Source organism: Paenibacillus sp. J5 (genome assembly GCF_054955055.1).
The window spans coordinates 558939-578113 of record NZ_JBUEDD010000002.1 but is presented as its reverse complement, the minus strand read 5'-3'; the positions used below and the strand labels follow the sequence as shown (position 1 = coordinate 578113).

At 52.5% G+C, this 19175-nt stretch carries 13 protein-coding genes; 10 read left to right on the top strand and 3 right to left on the bottom strand.

All coding sequences use genetic code 11. The features are described from left to right. Positions 1 to 28 precede the first annotated feature (28 nt). The gene (locus ACY1JZ_RS05060; RefSeq protein ID WP_462628324.1) at positions 29 to 1729 is read right to left on the bottom strand and encodes an RICIN domain-containing protein; all 1701 of its coding nucleotides are present in this window, start codon (positions 1727 to 1729) and stop codon (positions 29 to 31) included. 640 nt (positions 1730 to 2369) lie between these two features. Between ACY1JZ_RS05060 and ACY1JZ_RS05055 the strand changes: the two genes are divergently transcribed. From ACY1JZ_RS05055 to glpK, 6 genes are all read left to right on the top strand, one after another. Beyond that, positions 2370 to 8816 carry an immunoglobulin-like domain-containing protein gene (locus ACY1JZ_RS05055; RefSeq protein WP_462628323.1) on the top strand — a complete coding sequence of 2149 codons (6447 nt, stop codon included), beginning with the start codon at positions 2370 to 2372 and terminating at the stop codon, positions 8814 to 8816. A gap of 234 nt (positions 8817 to 9050) precedes the next feature. Beyond that, positions 9051 to 9248, top strand: a complete 198-nt coding sequence (locus ACY1JZ_RS05050; RefSeq protein WP_270170648.1) for a carbon storage regulator — start codon at positions 9051 to 9053, stop codon at positions 9246 to 9248. Between the two features lie 409 nt (positions 9249 to 9657). Then, positions 9658 to 11091 carry an L-fucose/L-arabinose isomerase family protein gene (locus ACY1JZ_RS05045; protein ID WP_462628322.1) on the top strand — a complete coding sequence of 478 codons (1434 nt, stop codon included), beginning with the start codon at positions 9658 to 9660 and terminating at the stop codon, positions 11089 to 11091. Between the two features lie 32 nt (positions 11092 to 11123). Beyond that, positions 11124 to 11969: a transketolase gene (locus ACY1JZ_RS05040; RefSeq protein WP_462628321.1), complete on the top strand. Its 846-nt coding sequence runs from the start codon at positions 11124 to 11126 to the stop codon at positions 11967 to 11969. Continuing rightward, a complete protein-coding gene (locus tag ACY1JZ_RS05035) occupies positions 11970 to 12905 on the top strand; it encodes a transketolase family protein (protein ID WP_270170654.1) in 936 nt (311 codons plus the stop codon). A 12-nt stretch (positions 12906 to 12917) separates the two neighbouring features. Next, positions 12918 to 14408: a glycerol kinase GlpK gene (glpK, locus tag ACY1JZ_RS05030; RefSeq protein WP_462628320.1), complete on the top strand. Its 1491-nt coding sequence runs from the start codon at positions 12918 to 12920 to the stop codon at positions 14406 to 14408. 175 nt (positions 14409 to 14583) lie between these two features. Here the strand turns inward: glpK and ACY1JZ_RS05025 are convergent, their stop codons facing one another. Both ACY1JZ_RS05025 and ACY1JZ_RS05020 read right to left on the bottom strand, forming a co-directional pair. Continuing rightward, complete coding sequence (locus tag ACY1JZ_RS05025) at positions 14584 to 14913, bottom strand: carboxymuconolactone decarboxylase family protein (RefSeq protein ID WP_462628319.1); 330 nt, start codon at positions 14911 to 14913, stop codon at positions 14584 to 14586. Between the two features lie 23 nt (positions 14914 to 14936). Further along, positions 14937 to 15326, bottom strand: a complete 390-nt coding sequence (locus ACY1JZ_RS05020) for a tautomerase family protein (protein ID WP_462628318.1) — start codon at positions 15324 to 15326, stop codon at positions 14937 to 14939. 114 nt (positions 15327 to 15440) lie between these two features. Between ACY1JZ_RS05020 and ACY1JZ_RS05015 the strand changes: the two genes are divergently transcribed. From ACY1JZ_RS05015 to ACY1JZ_RS05000, 4 genes are all read left to right on the top strand, one after another. After that, positions 15441 to 16322 carry a LysR family transcriptional regulator gene (locus ACY1JZ_RS05015; protein ID WP_462628317.1) on the top strand — a complete coding sequence of 294 codons (882 nt, stop codon included), beginning with the start codon at positions 15441 to 15443 and terminating at the stop codon, positions 16320 to 16322. 221 nt (positions 16323 to 16543) lie between these two features. After that, complete coding sequence (locus ACY1JZ_RS05010; protein WP_270170663.1) at positions 16544 to 16960, top strand: acyl-CoA thioesterase; 417 nt, start codon at positions 16544 to 16546, stop codon at positions 16958 to 16960. 67 nt (positions 16961 to 17027) lie between these two features. Further along, positions 17028 to 17705, top strand: coding sequence for a response regulator transcription factor (locus ACY1JZ_RS05005; RefSeq protein ID WP_270170664.1), 678 nt, complete (start codon positions 17028 to 17030; stop codon positions 17703 to 17705). Next, on the top strand, positions 17702 to 19057 hold the full coding sequence (locus ACY1JZ_RS05000; protein ID WP_462628316.1) for a sensor histidine kinase: 1356 nt from the start codon (positions 17702 to 17704) through the stop codon (positions 19055 to 19057). The genes ACY1JZ_RS05005 and ACY1JZ_RS05000 overlap by 4 nt, the downstream gene beginning before the upstream one ends. The last annotated feature ends 118 nt before the right edge of the window (positions 19058 to 19175 follow it).

The following is a 19175-nucleotide window of genomic DNA, read 5'->3' as shown; positions in this document are numbered from 1 at the left end:
GTTGTCTCCTTGCTCGGTTAGGGTGTGCTTAGTTAACGGCAACCAATTGCCATTGCTGGTTCAGATTTCCACGGTACAGATTTTGCTGAATCAATGCTCCATTGGCTGTAGAGGAGCCTGCTACCTCAACCGCTTTGTTGCTGTTCATGTTCAGGATGCTCCAGTAGCCGTTGCTGAGCTTAATGATGCGGAAGCGTTGAGGCTGATTGGCCAGATCCTGCATCAATTGAATCGCCTCGCCATTGTTGCTTGTTCCGTTGCGGACATCCATGACTTTATTGTCCGGGGAGCCTGCATTGCTCAATCGATAAATATTGGAGGAGGTTCCCATGTCGGTGACCACCCAGTGCTGAGCGGAAGTGCCCAGATCCGTATATTGTTGGAGCTGCAATGCGTTCGTATTCTGTCCGCCTGGAACCTCGATCGTCTTGCCGGACAGACGATTGACCAGCTTGTAGGTAGAGCCGGATGACAACCCGTTCCATACCCCGTTCCATGGGTTCATCTGCGCCCGTTCATAATACCACTCAAAGATGAAGCGAGCCATCCCATCGCGAGCTGCATTTCCGTCATATTTCAGCCCGGCAGTCGGATCGGCGAATGAGCTGCGCGTGCCAGGCTCCAGCAGGAAGCCGTTCATGTGGACGGCGATGCTTACATTGCCGGCTGCTGTGAAGATCGCTTTTGTATTTTTGCCGAAGCCCTCATTGCTGCCATTAAACAGGCTCCAATAGCTCGAATCGCCAGGCAGTGTTTTGAACCAGGTCGTCTCTGTAATATTGATCGGATATTGATCCGCACAAGGCTTGATATTCGTATCCCATTGCTGCTGCAATGGCGCATAGTTGTCATTGGCGCCATATCCCGGATACCAGTGAACGGCATAGCCGATATTGTTCAGTGGATCAGTGAGCGGATGGCTGGCGCAAAGCTGATAATATTGATCCCAGCCAAGGCCGGAGGCCCAGATGACATTATCGGCGCCCTTGCTGCGAATCGTCGTGATCATAGAGTTTTGGAAGTCGCGCAGTGCATTCCAGAATGCAACAAATTGCGGGTCAGAGGGATGTCCTCCCCAGCGCCCGTTCGCATAGGAGAGCACCGGCTCGTTGACCAGCTCGAACATCACATTGTCAGCGCTGCGAATTTCGGGTCTAGAGGCCAGATAGCCCCAGATTTCATTGAACTTGCTCAGATTGGAAGGCGTTGTGGCCTGATCGTTAGCCAGTGTGAAGTCCAGACCTAGCGTTACGTACAAGCCTTTGGTGCGGGCATACTCGATATAAGGAATGATGACATTTTGCGTCACCGTCTGCAGGCCAGCGAAGTTGTACGTGCCAGCAGCAACATCCCCCATATCCTGACGGTCGATAAACAGCCGCACCTGGTTCATATACCAGCCGTGGCTATTGCCATATTTAGCGGATGTGCTTGTGAAGGTGTCCGTGATGTCCTTCAAATATTCCAATATGGCTGCATGTCGGTTGCCGCCGTTGCGATTCAGGTAATAATTGCTGTCCTGGTAGGTCCAGTAGGCGCCCGTTGGCTGGTGCCAACCGCTTAGCAGAACAGGCTCGCCGTTGCTGTTCACCAGATGCTTCCCGCTCACATGGAGCTTGGAGATGGGCATGCCCTGCCATGCAAAGACCGACCCGTTAGCGGGCACGGCTATTGCGAGGATCAGTGTGAGCATTGCGAGGGTTTTGATGAGTTTCTTTCTGATGTTCATTAATTGATCAACTCCTCTAATAAGTATGATTCTGCATATAAGCCTGTTTCCCTTAGGTCACATCTGTTTCATTCAGACACGCCCTAGACTGGCTCATATGCATCTCCATTATGACAGCGCTTACTTTGTGCAACAATGGCCATTTCTTTGTTTTGTTTCCATTTCTTTACCCATCTATTACCTTTTGTTGTGGCGTGGAAGCGCAAGCGGAAGTTGAATTATTAGCTATAATGCATTATTCTGAATCTTGTGCAACGAAAATTTAATCGTTAATAGTTATAAAAAATAACATTATTTTATATTTATATAATAATTTTAGGTACATCTATATAACAGTGTTTATCTAGGTAGGTCTTTTGGCATATAGAAATAAAATATTCCACTTCCCAAGCAATTTTTTCTATTGAGCAAAACGTCAAAGCAGGATAGAGTAATGTACGAGGAGTTCACAGGGTCTGGCTTCTCAAGATGGCTGTCTATACAAGAACAGTAAGCGCATTCACAAGAAGGATAGTCTTTCAATTAGTGACAGAAAGAAGGTGACCCCTCAGCAGACGACTTGCGGCAGCTATCACCATCGTACAGCTTCACTCTATGAGGGAAGCCGGGACCAGGCCCATAAGACGAAGGAGGCTGCAGTATGAGGCGTAAGAAGGTATTACCATTGCTGCTGGCACTAGTGCTGGCGGTAGCTCCGCTGTCCGGTCTGACCGGAATTTCGCGGGCGGAAGCGCAGCCGCTTGCATTTGCAGGCAAGGATCTGTTGCTTCATTATGATATGAAGACGACAGAGAAGGTTAACGAACAGCTCATCATCAAGGATGTGGCGGGCGGAAGCGTAACCTACGACGGCGTGTTCAAGAATGAGAACAACGGATTGCTGGTCAAGAATTCGGAGGTTGGTTATGTTTCCTTCAATGGCGGCAACTCGAATTCCAACAGCGGATACATAGAGATTCCGAAAGGCAGCGACGGTAAAGACCTGCTGAACGGCCTCTCCGAAGTTACCGTATCTGCACTGGTCAACTGGGAGAATGATGGAACGAATCGCTGGATTTTCGGCCTCGGCACCGTAGCAACGCCGGAGACGAACAAATATTTCTTCGCTACGCCCAATCATAGCAACGGCGGGGTAGCGACTACAGGAATTTCTGAGAAGGGCTGGCCGGCAGAGTCGCTTGTAAGGGGCAGCGGCAGACTGGATGCCGGAGCGTGGAAGCTGGTTACGATCGTTTTCTCGGATATAACCAATACGATTAGCTACTATGTGGATGGCACCCAGATTGCTTCGGGATCTGCAGGAGGCAAGAAGCTTGCCAATCTGATCAACCCGTCTGCTAGCTTCTCTGGCTTCATTGGCAAATCCATCTTCACCGGAGACCCTTATTATAAGGGACGGGTTGGCGATTTCCGCATCTATAAGGGAGCGCTCTCCCAAGCGGAGGTGACAGAGCTGCAGACAGAGGCGGCGGCAACCATTGCGAAGATTCATCAGATTTCACTTGACGATGCCTATAATTCGTTGGATGTTGACCAGTACTTAACTGGAACAGACACGAGCACTTCGGCAGTCACGAACAATCTGGCATTGCCGGCTACCGGCAAAAACAATGTCGGGATTGCCTGGTCCAGCAGCAAGCCTGCTGTCATCAGCAACACAGGCACAGTAACTCGGCCGGATGTAACCGGTACCAATGAGGAGGTCACGCTAACGGCTACGCTGACGTACCAGGGCTTGACCAAGACCAAGACATTCACAGTGACAGTTTTGAAAACGTTTTCCCATTTACAGGTAGTCCAGGCAGATGCTACCCGGTTGTCCATTCCGAATGTGGATAATATTAAGGGGAATATACACCTGGAGACTACAGGTCTTGAAGGCTCGGACATTACATGGGCTTCCAGCCATCCGTCTATTGTGAAGGGAACGGCGGAGGCGGTAGCCGATACGACCCAGCTCGGCAGAGTTGTCCGTCCACAAGCGGATACGCAAGTGACGCTGACCGCGACGGTGAAGAGCGGCGATCAGCAGGTGACCAAGCCATTTACATTGACCGTGAAGAAGGCGGCGGCAGCATTGGATTATGATGCATATTTCTTTGCCTATTTCACCGGGGAATATAATGGCGGCGAGGAAATCTCCTTCGCAACAGCCGAGGACCCATTGAAATGGAATGCGCTGAACAATGGCCAATCCATCATCAAGTCTACACTGGGTGAGAAAGGACTGCGCGACCCGTTCATTATCCGTTCTCCAGAGGGCGACAAGTTCTACCTGCTGGCGACAGATCTGAAGATGGGCGAGAGCACCAACTTTGATGATGCGCAAATTAACGGCAGCCATTATATGATGATCTGGGAATCTGACGATCTGGTCAACTGGAGCGAGCAGCGCATGGTGGAGGTCGCGCCGAAGAAGGGCGGCAACACATGGGCGCCTGAAGCGTTCTACGATAAGAATACCGGAGATTATGTCGTCTTCTGGGCTTCCTCAATGAAGGTAGAGGACACCTATGGCAAATTCCCGAACGGAAGTCCGGCAGGCCAGTACAATGTGATGTACTACGCAACGACTCGTGATTTCTACACATTCTCTGAACCGAAGGTGTATATCGACGAAGGGTTCCCGACGATCGATACGACGATGCTCGAGCATAACGGCTCTATCTATCGCTTCACGAAGTCGGAGGTCGGCTTCAAGGTATACTATGAGAAGGCGAACAATGTCTTCTATGACAAGGACGGCATTGCCGCCAACGGGTATCAGTTCGATCCGATCGCTGGCACCAGGAATGGCAACCAGGGCACGATCGGCCATGCAGGCAACAATGAAGGGCCAACTGTGTTCAAGGACATCAAGCAAGATAAATGGTACATGTTCCTCGACTCGTGGCCGTACCATGTGCGTGTATCGAACAATCTGGATGATGGATCGCAGTTCAAGGACAATCTGCTTCCTGACTCCTCCTACGCGCTGCCGCCAGGGCCGCGCCACGGCACCGTCATTCCGATCACACGCGCAGAATATAATGCGCTGCAAGCCAAGTATGCTCTTCCAGGGCCAACTGCATCTGCGCAGCCTGTCGTACATTACACATTTGACTCGGCAGATGTGACAGATAAGACAGTGAAGGACAAATCGGGAAATGGACATGATGCGAAGCTGGTCGGGGGCGCAACCATCTCGACAACGGATAAGGTGGGAGCAGGCTCAGGAGCGCTTGCGCTGGATGGAACATCCGGCTATGTCGAGCTGCCGCAGAATCTGATTCAAACGCTCAACTTGCAGAAGATGACTGTTGCTGCATGGGTGAAGGATGAGCAGGGTGCATCCAATCAACGCATCTTTGATTTCTCTTCTCCTACACGGTCAGTCAACCGCAATACGATGTATCTGAGCACATCTGGCGATACGGGCAGCCTGGAGTTTGCACTGGTTACGCCGTTCACCGAGAAGTTCTCGGACGATTCGACCAAGCTGGGTTCAAACTACAAATATGCGCTGCGTTCTTCTAAGCTTCCCGCCGCGGCTTGGCACCATGTAGCAGTGACGCTGGATGGCTTTGACGCTGTCGTGTACGTAGATGGCGTGGAGAAGGTGCGCAGCAGCACATTCAATGTGGAGCCAAGAATGCTGCTGGAGACGACGATGAACTATATCGGCAAATCCAGAAACGCATCGCATGCGCTGTTTGGCGGTAAAATCGATGATTTCCGCATCTACAACCGTGCATTAGCGCAGACGGAGGTAGCAACGCTCGCAGATGAAGAGGTTTCGAATGGGCCGGAAGTGCCTGTTACAGGGCCAGAGAAGCTGCTTCATTATGATTTCACGAATATAGAGGGCGGCAACACAGTCAAGGATCTGCAGGGCAAATTCGACGGTAAATGGGTGAACCCTGGCAAAGCCGACTGGCTGAAGAGCGGCAATATTGGCGCGATCAGCTTTGCGGGAGGAACAACAGACTCGTATATCGAACTGCCAGCAGGCATACTAAATGGCGTGACGGACGTTACGGTGTCTGCCTTGATTAACTGGAAGGGAACACAAGGCGCAGAATGGCTGTTCGGACTGGGACAGAACGATAAGAAATATCTGTACTATACGCCTTCCTATAATGCAGATACAACTGCGCGCTTCGGGATGGCTACTGATGCCTGGAGAAATGAGGTTTCGGCCAAAGGCTCCAAGCTGACCGCTAATGACTGGAAGCTGGTCACTGTGGTCATGTCCGGCACGGAAGGGAAGCTGACGTATTATGTAGACGGTAAGCTGGTCTCTTCAGGAAATGTAGCCTACACGCTGGCCGACATTCGCAATACGAGCGGCATCAGCGGCTATATCGGCAAATCGTTCTATAATGACCCTTACTTTGGAGGCCTGATTGCCGACTTCCAACTGTTCAAGGGAGCGCTTGATGCGAATGCGGTTGCTGTATTGCAGCAGGAAGCGCAAAGTAAAAATGTGAAGAGCCTCGTGCTGGATTACTCTGCCGATCTGCTCACCGAAGCGGATTTCCTGGGTAAAAATACGAGCAAGGATGCGGTGACGGTAAATCTGTCGTTCCCGGCAGCAGGTAAGTATGGAACCTCCATTAAGTGGGAGTCCTCTGATCCTGGTGTGATCAGTGATAAAGGCGTCGTGCTGCGTCCAACTGCTGAAGCGGGTAACAGCACCGTGACGCTGACAGCGACGGTATCCGATGGTACACGCTCGGTAACGAAGAGCTTCACAGTAACCGTACTGAAGAACCTGACTAGCAAAGCAACAGCAACGCTGGATGCAGGCTTGCTCAAGGTATACAATGTGAACGATGTTCGCGGCAATCTGACATTGCCGACCAAGGGAGCGAACGGTTCCGTCATTACCTGGACCTCCTCGAATCCGGCGATCATTACCTCAACTGGCGAGGTTGCTCGTCCTGCCAATGGCAGCGGCGATGTGCAGGTTCAATTGACGGCTACGATCCAATCCGGCAGCGAGAAGCTGACGAAGGCATTCCAGGCGACCGTCCGCGAGCTGCCGAAGCAAGAAGCATACGGTGGTTACCTGTTCACTTATTTTACAGGTGAGGGAACCGCAGATGGCGAGCAAATCTACTTCGCACTGAGTGAAGGGAATAATGCTCTTAAATGGAACGAAATGAATGTTAATCAGGATAAGAAGCAATTGCCGCTCATCACCTCCAATCTGGGTGAGAAGGGCTTGCGTGATCCGTTCATTATCCGCTCTCCCGAGGGCGACCGCTTCTACCTGATTGCCACTGACCTGAAAATTTACGGTAATGGGAATTGGGATCGGGCACAACGGTATGGAAGCCTGAGCCTTATGGTATGGGAGTCCACCGACCTGATCAACTGGTCAAACCAGCGGATGGTGAAGGTGTCTCCAGATGCTGCGGGCAATACATGGGCGCCGGAGGCGCATTATGATCCGGCAACCGGCGAGTATGTCGTGTTCTGGGCATCGAAGCTCTATGATAATGAAGAGCATAGCGGCGGCACGCATAATGTAATGATGTACGCCAAGACGAGAGACTTCTATACGTTCAGCGAGCCAGAGGTTTATATTGACCGGGGCTACTCGTTGATCGATACGACGATGATCAATCACAACGATAAGGTCTATCGCTTCACCAAGGATGAGCGCGACTACAATGCTACCAACTCTCCTCACGGGAAGTTTGTGTTCCAGGAGGTAGGCAGCTCGATCCTGGATGCGAACTTCAAGATGATCAAGGAGGGAATCGGCCAAGGCCAGATTTCTGCGGGTGAAGGCCCGACCATCTTCAAGTCCAATACGGAGGAGAAATGGTATCTGTTCATCGATGAATTTGGCGGCAGAGGTTATGTGCCGTTCGAGACGACCGATCTGAACAGCGGCAACTGGTCGATTCCGGCTACGTACAGCTTGCCAAGCAGGCCGCGCCACGGCACGGTGATTCCGGTGACAGCGACGGAGCACAATGCATTGACGAGTACGTTGCCGAAGATCGCGACGCCGACTGGCGTGGCAGCGACGGGGGTAACGCTGAATGAATCGACCGTTGAGCTGAAGACTGGACAGCAGCTTCAATTGACGGCTACTGTAGCTCCAGCTAACGCAACAAACAAGGCGGTCCTGTGGACGAGCAGCAACACTGCTGTGGCTACAGTTGATGCAACGGGCAAAATTACGGCTGAGCAGCCGGGCAGTGCGGTTATTAGCGTCACAACAGTGGATGGCTCGTATTTGGCCGTAGCAGAGGTTACTGTAGCGACTCCGAATACGCCGGTAGTGCTGAAGGGTGATACAGCAGCGATTTCAGGTTTGCCATTCCGCATTACCTTTGGCTTTGATGGCCTGGATGAATCGTTCGTCGCACATGATATTACGTTCCAGTATGATCCGAATGTGCTGGAATTCGTCTCCGTGCAATCGCTGCGCAAAGGCTCCTTCGAGGTTGCAGGCGACAAGTCCACCACGGGTGCGCTTCGCTTGTTGACCTTCAGTGTGAAGGAGAACAGTCCGAACGGCACGAATCTGGAGCTGACCTTCAAGGCGAAGTCCAGTGCGACTCCAGGCACGACTTTAATTAAAGTCGAACCGATCATCGTATCAACTAAACTAGGGGCGGAACATCCAATCAATGGAGCGACGTACAGCGTAGAGGTTCGCGCGGGCAACCTGGAGGCACTGCGCTCATTGATTACAGACGCTCAAGCTATGCATGACAAAGCGGTAGAGGGCTTGCGTATCGGACAATATGCCGAAGGCTCCAAGGCGAAGCTGCAGACAGCGATTAATGCAGCCAAGGTGGTAGCCAACAATAACGCATCTACCTCCGATCAGATCGCAGCAGCACTGACGAACCTGAATAGCGCGTTCAACACATTCAAGTCGTCTGTCAATCGTGCTGTGACCAGCGATTACAATCAGGATAACAGCCTGTCGGTCGGTGATCTGGGCATTGTTGCTAGTTCTTATGGGGCGAAGAAATCCGATTCGAATTGGGAACAGCTCAAGCAGTATGACCTGAACAACGATGGCGAGGTCAATATCTTAGACCTGGTTATCATGGCAAAACGGATCATGTCTTGGGAATAGGCAACGGATTCTATAGCTTGGAGAGAGGCGCTTATGGGGCGCCTCTCTTTTTTCGATATTTATGCATCAATATAAAGAAGCGCGGATAACCTTACAGGCTGTTCTACACTTACGCTAGAAAGCTGCTAATCAGATGTTTATTAGAATGCCATGAGATGTTATTTATCTTTAAGTGTTTGTTTAGCTGTGTATGCTATCCTGTCATTAAGTACACACATAAAGGAGCTAACTGCGATGCTTGTATTGGGAAGAAAGCTTGGGGAATATGTAGTTATTAATGACACGATTAAGGTGAAGGTCATACGCAGTGAGACAGGACAGCTAAGACTGGCTATCGATGCTCCGCAGGGTGTCCAGGTCATTCGTGGTGAAGTATTGGAGAAGCAATTGCAGGACAATGAAGAGAACGCTTGCACGAGGCCGACACTATAGGTGATGGCAGACTAGGATAGCGCAGGTTGCATATAGATGAAGGCTCGATCCGCCTGGAGTTTTGGGGGATGGAGCCTTTTTTTCATGATCTTAAGAGCCCCTGATCCCACATGAATCATTCTCCGGTGATGCGACATAAGAACTCCTCCTCGCAAATGTTACTGAACAAATTCCTGAAAAACTAAACAAATGAGAATTGTTATCATTTTATATAAAATGAAATCGGTTAAATTTAGTTTTAATCAATTAGTTTAGTTATTTTTTATCTGAAAACAGAAATAATCCATTGACCTTATCCGAAAAAAGGTGGTAATATGAAATTAACAAACCGTTAATTTAGTTAAATATTTATTTTAGTTTAGTTCATTTAGTTTAGTTTAACGCAATCATGCCAAGGGGGGCTACATGGATGAAAAAGTTGAAATTAGGGTACGCGCCAACACGGCGTTTCGTATTCAGCGCAGAGGATGCATTCAAGTACAAGGTGATGATTCGTCAGAAGATTGAAAGCTTCGGTATGGACATCGACATTGTTGACCTGGAAGGAATTAACGAGGAGGGGTTGCTCTACGACGACCACATTAACGCAGATCTCATTATTGAGCGCTTCAAGCGCGAGGATGTAGACGCCGTATTTTTCCCGCATTGCAATTTTGGTACGGAGGATACCGTAGCGCGGGTGGGCAAGGCGCTGGGCAAGCCGGTGCTGCTGTGGGGACCGCGTGACGAGGCGCCGCTTGAGGATGGCATGCGGCTGCGCGATACCCAGTGCGGGCTGTTCGCAACAGGCAAGGTGCTGCGCCGCTTCAAGGTTCCCTTCACTTACGTAACGAACAGCCGGGTAGATGATCCGGTATTCGAGCGCGGCTTCACCAACTTCGTCGCCGCAGCCAACGTCGTGCGTCACTTCAGCAAGCTGCGCATTCTGCAGATTGGACCGCGTCCTTCGTCCTTCTGGACGATGATCTGCAGTGAAGGCGAGCTGCTGGAGAGGTTCGGAATCGAGATTCATCCGATCACCCTCGTGGACATCCAGTTGCGGACGAAGAAGATCGAGAGCGGCACGAGCGCCGAGCTAAGCGCGGCTATCGATTACATTAAGGAGAAGCTGGATTACTCTGAAGTGACGGAGGGTGACGTGAGACGGATCGCTGCCCTCAAGGTAGCGATGAAGCAGTTCGCGCTGCAGACGGGCAGCTCGGCGATTGCAATCCAGTGCTGGTCTTCCCTGCAGGACGCGATGGGCATCATGCCGTGTCTGGCGAATGCGATCTTGACGGATGAGCAGATTCCGGTCACCTGCGAGACTGACATTCACGGTGCAATCTCTTCGATTATGGCACAAGCGGCGACGATGAATACAGCACCAACATTCTTTGCTGATCTGACGATCCGTCATCCCGAGAATCCCAATGGCGAGCTGTTGTTCCATTGCGGCAACTTCCCGGTATCACTGTCGGTCGAGGACAAGCCGAAACTGCGCAAGCATTTCCTGTTCGATGATCATGCGCCGGGAACACATGAAGGACAGATTCGTGGCGGCGATATGACCATCACTCGCTTCGATGGCGACAACGGCGAGTACCAGTTGTTCCTGGGTCGGGCGAAGGGGATCGAAGGCCCCTATACCCGCGGCTCGTATGTATGGGTCGAGGTGAATGACTGGCCGCTGTGGGAGGAGAGGCTCGTGAAGGGTCCATACGTCCACCATGCGATTGGCATTCATGCCAACGCGATCCCGGCTCTGTATGAGGCATGCAATTATATTCCTGGCTTGACCGCAGACCCGGTAGATCCTACTGAGCAGCAGATTCAATCGTGGCTTCGAGGCGGCAGCTTGTAACCGATAACTTCAAGCGGCATAAGGAGGATTATATGAATAACGTACAGCTTCAAGATAAGGCGATTCAGATCCGTATGGATCTGTTGCAGATGATTCATCATGCCAAGGCTGGCCATACTGGCGGCTCACTTAGCAATACCGATGTGTTGACGGCGCTCTATTATCGGATTATGCGGATCGATCCGCGGCAGCCGAAGTGGGAGCAGCGTGATCGCTTCATTGCCAGCAAGGGGCATGCTGTGGAATCGCTCTGGTGCATTCTGGCTGACCTTGGCTTCTTCGACAAGGAGGAGCTGAAGACGTTCAGTCAGTTCGGCACACGTCTGATTGGACATCCGAACAACAAGGTGCCGGGCATTGAGATGAATACAGGAGCGCTAGGACACGGCTTGCCGATTGCGGTCGGCATGGCGCTGGCTGCCAAGCGCGATGGCCGGGATTATCGGGTATTTTGCCTGATGGGCGATGGCGAGCAGGCAGAGGGAAGTGTGTGGGAAGGCGCCATGGCGGGCGCGCACTACAAGCTGGATAATCTGGTCGGCATCATTGACCGCAATCGGCTGCAGATCAGCGGCACGACCGAGGAAGTGATGGGGCTGGAGCCGCTGGAGGAGAAATGGGCTGCTTTTGGCTGGCATGTCGTCTCGATTGACGGGAATGATATGGCTGCGGTCGTAGCCGCGCTGGAGAGCGCTCCTCAGGCGCAGGGCAAGCCGACGCTCATTATGGCGAACACCGTCAAGGGCAAGGGCGTCTCCTTCGCGGAGAATGTCCCGCACTGGCATCATCATGTGCCAAGCAATGAGGAGCTGGAGCTTGCGCTTGCGGAGCTGGCGGCGGCCAGAGAGCTGCTGCAGCAGGAAGGAGAGGTGAAGTAGATGAATACGATTCCGAATCGTCAGGTGATCTGCGAGACGCTGATGGAGCTATCCGGGACTGACAAGGATATTATGGTGCTGGCAAGCGATTCCCGCGGCTCTGCTGCCATGGGCCCGTTCGCGAAGGCATTTCCCGAGCAGTTCGTCGAGGTCGGCATTGCCGAGCAGAACATCGTCGGGATGGCGGCAGGACTGGCTCACAGCGGCAAGAAGCCATTTGTCACCTCCCCGGCTTGCTTCTTGAGCATGCGCAGCATCGAACAAATCAAGGTGGATGTCGCCTACTCCGGGACGAACGTGAAGCTGGTTGGCATCAGTGGAGGTGTCAGCTACGGCGCGCTTGGAATGTCGCATCATTCCGTACAGGATATTGCGGTAGCCCGTGCGATTCCCGGCCTGGCGGTGCTGTTGCCGGCGGACCGCCATGAGACGCGCAAAATGACTGAGGCGCTGGTTGGCTATGAAGGAGGGGCGTATATCCGTATCGGCCGCAATCCGGTCGAGGATGTATATGAGTCGGCGGATTATGACTTCCAGATCGGCAAGGCGGTTCAGATGCGCGCAGGCTCTGATCTGACGATCATCGCAACCGGCGAGACTGTGCGCATAGCGCTGGACGCCGAGGCGGCGCTGCGGGAAGCAGGCGTATCGGTGCGTGTACTGAACTTCCATACGATCAAGCCGCTCGATGTGGAGGCAATCCTTCTTGCTGCTCGCCAGACGGGTCACATCATCACGCTGGAGGAGCATAGTATCCATGGCGGACTGGGCGCGGCGGTAGCCGAGACGGTCGTACAGCATCATCCGGTGCCCGTGCGCATCCTGGGTATTCCCGATGAGCCGGCGATTGCCGGCAAGACAGCGGAGGTGTTCCGCCACTATGGCCTCAGCGCAGAGCATGTCAAGCAGGTTGCGCTAGAGCTGCTGAAGCGTTAGAGCGGGGGACAGATGATGGCAAGCTATATTCTCGTAGTGGATCAGAGTACATCGGGAACCAAGGCGCTGGTTGTCGATCGTTCTGGAGCCATAGTCGGCAAAAGCGCGGCGGAGCATAAGCAGTACTATCCAAAGCCGGGCTGGGTGGAGCATGACATGCTCGAAATCTATGATAATGTGAAGCGGACGGCACAGCAGGCGTTGGCTGCTGCCGGTATTCGGCCGGAGCAGCTCGCGGCACTCACGCTGACGAATCAGCGCGAGACAGCAGTGCTATGGGATCGGACGACCGGCTTGCCTGTGCACCGGGCGATTGTCTGGCAGTGCCAGCGTACTGCAGACCGCTGCGCCGCCTACAAGGCAGCGGGGCATGAAGCTGCTGTACAGGCCAAGACTGGCCTGATGCTGGACCCGTATTTCTCTGCTGCTAAGTGGGGCTGGATGCTGGAGGAATCGGAGGAAGTGCGGGAGAAGCTCGACCAAGGGGTGCTGCTGGCTGGTACAGTTGACAGCTATCTGCTATGGAGGCTGACCGGGGGCGCAGTGCATGCGACCGATTATACCAATGCAAGCCGCACCTCCCTGTTCAACATTCACACCCTCCAATGGGATGAGGAGATGTGCGCCTTGTTCGGCGTGCCTCAACAGCTGCTGCCGGAGGTTCGCTATTCCGATGAGCTGTTCGGCTATACTGCGGATGAGGAGCTGTTCGCGGCAAAGGTGCCGATCAGCGGCATCATCGGCGACTCGCAAGCGGCGTTGTTCGGGCATCTCTGCTTGCAGCCGGGCATGGCGAAGGCGACCTACGGCACCGGCACCTCCGTGCTGATGAATGTGGGGGAGCAGCCCGTGGCCTCCGGCAACGGCTTGGTCAGCGCTATTGCCTGGGGGATGAACGGTCGCGTGACCTATGCACTGGAGGCGGTCATTCGCACCTCTGGCGACAGCATCAAATGGGTGCGCGACAATCTGGGGCTGTTCGATACGTTCGAAGAGCTGAACGAGCTGCTTCATCAGGCTCCGAACAATGAGGGCGTCTATCTGGTGCCCGCATTCGTCGGGATGGGCGCACCTTATTGGAACCCTTACGCGCGAGCGGCCATCATCGGCATGTCGCGCGGCACAGGCAAGGCCCATATCGTGCGTGCAGCGATAGAGAGCATCGCCTACCAGGTATGCGATGCAGCGGAGCTCATGCTCCAGGAATCCGGCATCGCCCTGCGGGAGCTGCGCACCGATGGCGGGGCGTCGGACAATCCATTGCTGATGCAGTTCCAGGCCGATCTGCTGCGTCAGACGGTGGTGAAGTCGAAGGTTGCCGAGCTGTCAGCGATGGGCGCTGTCTATATGGGAGGGCTCGGCACCGGATTCTGGCCTGGCAGCGAGGCACTAGCGAAGCTTCCCACTGCTTATATGCGCTATGAGCCGCAGATGGAAGAGATCGCTCGAGCTGAGCTGTACGCGGGGTGGAAGCAAGCGGTTGGGCGTATTGTGCAGGAATAGCAGGATTACATGGCGGGCGGATTGCGGCGTTTGCGTATCCGATCGCGGCAATGCGAGCAGGAGGGTGCCCCTCAGTCAACGATGACTGTTGGGACACCCTCTTTAAAATTTTGCCGGTACGACAGTAAGGACAGTGCGGACGGTGCGGACAGACCTGGTAGGTTGGGTATCTTCATCAAGGTATCTGATCTAGCGCTTGCTTTGCCACTTGAAGGGCGGAGGCGGCACGAGGCCAGCCCGCATAGAAGGCCAAATGAGTCATTTCTTCAACGATCTCTGCTTGAGTCAGTCCATTCTGAGCAGCTAAATGCAAGTGATAGGTGAGCTGCTCTGTCATCCCTCCCGCGACTAGGACTGCAATCGTGATTAGACTGCGATCTCTTAGCGATAACCCCTCTCTTCTCCACATATCTCCGAATACTACGTCTTCCGAGTAGCTGACGAATGCAGGAGCAAATTCACCGAACGATTCTCGGGCACTGGACTGGATCTTCTGATGTGCCATAGGATGTCTCCTCCTCCTTTAACCTATCGGTGCAGCATTTGAGCCCTTCCATTACCGAACGACCAATCCTCCAGCTCATTGCCGACAAGCACAATGAACACGTCTTCCTTTCTCATCGGGATCGTCATCGACAATTGTTGTGCTAACGTCTCATAGAATCGCGTCTTTTGATTCGTAGTTCTTCCTGATTTAAGCGTGATCTGAATGAACAGCAAGCCGTCGCTTCGTTCAATGCCCAGATAGTTGTTACTGTAAATGAATTCTTGTGAATCATGTGCATGGAAAGCTTGGAATAGATCGTCCTGGGGCACATTGAAGTGTTGAATTAGTGCATTCATAATCGTGTGGCTGATTCTTTTCAGTTGATCGGCATCGTATTTCAGCTTGAGGTAGCTTACTCTTATAAATGGCATGTTCGAACATCCTTTCTAATGCGATTTAAGAACATTGTATATGCTCTCTCTTTATTTATATAATGAAATATAATAATAATCTTCATCGATTATATCGATAAAGGGTGGTAGCCAATGGACTTAAGAGAACTAAATGCGTTTCAAGCGATTGTTCAGGAAGGCACCTTTTCACGGGCAGCCGAGAAACTAAACTATGCGCAATCGACCATTACGAATCAGATTCAACGGTTGGAGAAGGAGCTCGGCGTACAACTTTTCAAGAGGGGATGGGAGGCGGAATTAACAAGCGCCGGACGGATTTTCTCGGCAGAGGTGGATAAGCTCATTCGGCATTGGAGTGAAGTGGCTGAGCTAGCCAAAGGACTGCAGCAAGACGAGATCGGAAGATTGCGAATAGGAGCCATTGAACCGCTCATGCAAACGATACTTCCGGGCGCTATGCGTTCCTTTCAACAGAGCAAGCCCAAGATGACGTATCAGATTGATATGGGCCATACTGAATCATTAGCCCATGCGATCCTCCGTGACGAACTCGACTTTGCCTTATGTGGCGAGCCCTCTGACCCATCCAATTTCCATTTTGAACCGCTGTATCAAGAGAAGATTGTCTTTATTGCAGATGATCTTCACCCTTTATGCGGAGTCAGCGACGTTCCATTCAGGGAGATCCTTCCCTTTACGCTTATTGCCGGTGGTCGACAGTGCCTGTACCATTTGCAGCTAGCCAAGCACTTATCAAGGGATGAGATATCGCCTCAGCTTCATACAATAACCCAGATCTCTTCCATTCCTTATTTTATTCAACAAACGTCAATGATTGGTGTCGTGCTAGACTCCACGCCGTTACCCCCGGGGATACGAACCATCGATGTGATTTGGGGTGCATCCCTAATACCCGTCGGTTTCTTGCAGCTTCGCGGACGCGAATACTCGCCTGCATCTTCTAAGCAATTACTCATGCAAATTGTGAAGAAGGAGATTGAACGTTTCCCATAAGGGAAGATTCACATGGAGACGGTGCTTGTGGCCCTGCTTCACTTTCTGGCCGGGGGCGTCCCAAATATACTGCCAAGGGCATCCTCTTCGGTTGCTCGTACAGACGGCTGTTCCCCGTCCCTGGTCGGTTGCCAGCCTCCTGCAAGTGCGTTAAAATACTAGGGAATTCCAGAACATGCCGCTGCAGGCGGCTAATCGCGACGGGAAAGGAAGGAACGAGGATGGCGGCTGTGGAGCTGGAGATTGTAGTACGTTCGACAGAAATTGATGTGAACGGGCATGTGAATAATGCGAAATATTTGGAGTATCTGGAATGGGGGCGCGAGGAGTGGTACGAGTCGTCCGGCTTGCACTACGAGGTGCTGAAGGAGCTGGGCGTCTTAACCGTGACCGCCAATATCAATATCAATTATCGCAAGGAATGTGTACAGGGAGAACGTCTTGTTGTGCGGACATCGCCAGAGCGGATCGGGACGAAGAGCTTCGTACTCTCCCAACAGATTATGAGCCAAAGTGGGGACGTCTGTGCGGATGCGCTGATTACCCTGGTTACAATAGACACGGTCACCCGTCACAGCACCGCAGTGCCGCAACGACTGCGCGCAATGTTTGAGCAATCAGAACACGGGCAGTCTTAATGACAGGCGCTATGAATGCAAGCACAATGAATGGGATGAGAATAAGGATGAGGGGGAAGATGACAAGATGGCAAAAATTATGGTCGTGGATGATGATCCAGATATACGGGAACTGATCCGAATCTATCTGGAGGGGGAAGCCTTTCGCATCATGGAGGCCAATGATGGTATAGAGGCGCTGGAGCTGGTCTCGCGGGAGGCGCCTGATATGGTGATTCTTGATATTATGATGCCGCATATGGATGGCTGGCAGTTGTGCGAGCAGTTGCGCAGCGATTACCCGGAGCTGCCGTTGCTGATGGTTACCGCTCGCGGAGAGACGAGCCAGAAGGTGCGGGGGTTTCGGCTTGGAACCGATGATTATATGGTGAAGCCCTTCGACCCGCTCGAGCTGGTTGTACGCGTTAAGGCGCTGCTGAAGCGCTATCGCATCCAGTCGTCGTTGAAGGTGCAGCTCGGCGATATCGTGCTGGATAAGCAGAGCTATGAGGTGATGTGGGGAGAGCGCAGGCTGACCATTCCGCTCAAGGAATTCGACCTTCTCTTCAAGCTGGCCGGCTCGCCCGGACAGATCTTTACGCGCAATCAATTAATTGATCAGCTATGGGGCGCGGATTTTGATGGCAATGACCGAACCGTTGATGTACATATCAAACGTCTGAGAGAGAGATTCCCTGAGCAGGAAGTCCCGTTCGTCATTACGACCAAGCGCGGCCTTGGCTACAAGCTGGAGATGAAGTCATGATCAAAACACTCTATGTCAAAGTCATTCTCACCTACTTGGCGGTGACGGCGCTGGCACTGCTGCTCGCTTCGATCGTCACCTCCGTCCTTTATACCAAGCATATTATTCGAACCGAAAATACCCAGTTGATTCAGTATGGGGAAGAAATCATTCGTTTATATAAGCAGCAGGGTGTGGGCAATGTGAATGCCATCTTGACCAGCCTGAGCGATCTGGAGACCTTCCACCTTCAAATCTACGATCATAGCAGCAGAATATTTTACTCGAGCCCCTGGAAGGGGGAGAAGATGATTGCCCAGGAGGTACTCGCTTCCATCTACCAAGGGGATGTCTATCGCAGCTCCAAGGAGTTTGTTGTGGGCTTGCCATTTGATATGGAGGGCGAGCCCCATGCGCTTATTTTACAGTACCGCCCTCGCGGTCAGATCGAATATTACGAGTATGTGCTGCTTAGCATGCAACTGCTGGCGCTCGTTATCGGAACCTTGCTCATGGGCATTGGCGCAAGACATCTGATCAAGCCGCTGCGGGCGATGAAGAAGGCGGCGGAGGCGATCGCCAAAGGGGACTTTGACATCTCGCTCAAGCTCGATGGGCGCAAGGACGAGCTGGGCGAGCTGGCGCTAAGCTTTCATTATATGACCCATGAGATCAAGCAACTGGAAAATATGCGTCAGGCGTTTGTGTCCAACGTCTCGCATGAGATCCAATCCCCGCTTACCTCCATCTCCGGTTTTTCCAAGGCACTGCAGCAGCAGCGGGTATCCGAACAGGACCAGCAGCGCTACCTGTCCATTATCCAGTCGGAGAGCGAACGCTTGTCACGGCTATGCGACAACTTGCTCAGGCTCGCTTCTCTGGACAATCGCAGCATGCCCCTTCAACTTTCGACGTATGATCTGGATGAACAGATTCGTGAAAGCGTGCTGCTCCTGGAGCCGCAATGGAGTGAGAAGGAAATCGACATCGACATCCAGCTTCCGAGCATCCGGCTGCAAGCAGATCGCGATCAGCTCAGCCAGGTGTGGACCAATCTGATCGCCAACAGCATCAAATTCACTCCGCCACGAGGCTCGATTGTCATTACGGGAAACAAAGGCATCGACCAGGTCGAGATCCATATCCAGGATACAGGGATCGGCATCCCCGAGGAGGATTTAAACCTGATCTTCGAGCGTTTCTTCAAATCCGATCGTGCGCGCAGCAAGATTAAGACTGGCAATGGACTGGGGCTGGCCATCGTGCGCAAGATCATACTGCTTCACAAAGGCCGCATATTCGTCAAAAGCAAGGAGGGTCGAGGGGCGACCTTCACCGTTATTATTCCAAATTATTTGAACGATCCAGGGTGATGTCTTGGCAAGACGTCACATTTTCGTACATTTGTATAAAAAAATGAGTAAAAGTCCATGCCGGTTCACACTCCGTTCATATTGCTTGATTATACTTGGCAAAAATAGACTAGAGGAG

Bases quoted from the DNA above. Each gene is read 5' to 3' on its own strand.
- ACY1JZ_RS05060 (WP_462628324.1), bottom strand. From the start codon at position 1,729: ATGAACATCAGAAAGAAACTCATCAAAACCCTCGCAATGCTCACACTG.
- ACY1JZ_RS05055 (WP_462628323.1), top strand. From the start codon at position 2,370: ATGAGGCGTAAGAAGGTATTACCATTGCTGCTGGCACTAGTGCTGGCG.
- ACY1JZ_RS05050 (WP_270170648.1), top strand. From the start codon at position 9,051: ATGCTTGTATTGGGAAGAAAGCTTGGGGAATATGTAGTTATTAATGAC.
- ACY1JZ_RS05045 (WP_462628322.1), top strand. From the start codon at position 9,658: ATGAAAAAGTTGAAATTAGGGTACGCGCCAACACGGCGTTTCGTATTC.
- ACY1JZ_RS05040 (WP_462628321.1), top strand. From the start codon at position 11,124: ATGAATAACGTACAGCTTCAAGATAAGGCGATTCAGATCCGTATGGAT.
- ACY1JZ_RS05035 (WP_270170654.1), top strand. From the start codon at position 11,970: ATGAATACGATTCCGAATCGTCAGGTGATCTGCGAGACGCTGATGGAG.
- glpK (WP_462628320.1), top strand. From the start codon at position 12,918: ATGATGGCAAGCTATATTCTCGTAGTGGATCAGAGTACATCGGGAACC.
- ACY1JZ_RS05025 (WP_462628319.1), bottom strand. From the start codon at position 14,913: ATGGCACATCAGAAGATCCAGTCCAGTGCCCGAGAATCGTTCGGTGAA.
- ACY1JZ_RS05020 (WP_462628318.1), bottom strand. From the start codon at position 15,326: ATGCCATTTATAAGAGTAAGCTACCTCAAGCTGAAATACGATGCCGAT.
- ACY1JZ_RS05015 (WP_462628317.1), top strand. From the start codon at position 15,441: ATGGACTTAAGAGAACTAAATGCGTTTCAAGCGATTGTTCAGGAAGGC.
- ACY1JZ_RS05010 (WP_270170663.1), top strand. From the start codon at position 16,544: ATGGCGGCTGTGGAGCTGGAGATTGTAGTACGTTCGACAGAAATTGAT.
- ACY1JZ_RS05005 (WP_270170664.1), top strand. From the start codon at position 17,028: ATGGCAAAAATTATGGTCGTGGATGATGATCCAGATATACGGGAACTG.
- ACY1JZ_RS05000 (WP_462628316.1), top strand. From the start codon at position 17,702: ATGATCAAAACACTCTATGTCAAAGTCATTCTCACCTACTTGGCGGTG.